This is a genomic window from Mucilaginibacter psychrotolerans (genome assembly GCF_004519315.1).
In the GTDB taxonomy this organism is placed as follows: Bacteria; Bacteroidota; Bacteroidia; order Sphingobacteriales; family Sphingobacteriaceae; genus Mucilaginibacter; species Mucilaginibacter psychrotolerans.
Window position 1 is genome coordinate 1 of sequence record NZ_SOZE01000090.1, and the last position, 716, is coordinate 716.

Annotated in this window: 1 protein-coding gene; it reads left to right on the forward strand. The window is 33.9% G+C overall.

Features of this window, described 5'->3' with window-relative positions:
• The first annotated feature begins 366 nt into the window (after positions 1-366).
• Positions 367-561 carry a hypothetical protein gene (locus E2R66_RS28155; protein WP_192902018.1) on the forward strand — a complete coding sequence of 65 codons (195 nt, stop codon included), beginning with the start codon at positions 367-369 and terminating at the stop codon, positions 559-561.
• Positions 562-716 lie beyond the last annotated feature (155 nt).

Below are 716 nucleotides of genomic sequence, written 5' to 3' on the forward strand. Positions count from 1 at the left end.
AAAAAGAAAAAAATATGAGCGCAAAAATACATAGTTTGCCTTTATGGCAAACTACGCCCTGTTTAATTTACAAAAATTAAAAAGATTTTTAACCCATTACCCTTAAGTTGACGGCTATGCCCCTTCAGGGGGAGATTTAGAGGGGGCTAAATACTTCTCTAGCCTTAACTTAATGACATTGCACGCGCGATAGCAAGGGAAGTGAAACTGAAGTTTGAATGCTCCGATGTTATCCGAGTCGGACATTGATTATTTAAACTAATAAGATTTTTGAATGAAGTCATGGAATAATTAAGCTGCCTAAAATCTTATTTTATATCATATTTGTTCAATAATTATACCCTCAGAAAATCAACTTACCAACGAATGAAAGAGCTTTCTGATTTTATCAAATCCAAAATTACTATTGATGGGCTGGATTTGGAAATAATCCTTTCTAATTTCAAAACAAGGCAGGTAAGGAAGGGGCAACTGATCTTAAAACGCGGTCAGGTCGCTTACCAGTATTTCTACATCAAGTCCGGTGCGCTCCGTTTCTTTTTCGGCGAGTTTGATGAATAACTTACCGCATGGGTCGTTTTTCAAAATGAATTTTTAGGATTATGTATTTAGTTCGCAAAACGTTTTTTTTGTTAATAAATTATTGATAATCAGTAAGTTATTTAGTATATTTAAGCTAAATAACTTGCTATGTTTAGCGGAATTAGTATCAACGA

Bases quoted from the DNA above. Each gene is read 5' to 3' on its own strand.
- E2R66_RS28155 (WP_192902018.1), top strand. From the start codon at position 367: ATGAAAGAGCTTTCTGATTTTATCAAATCCAAAATTACTATTGATGGG.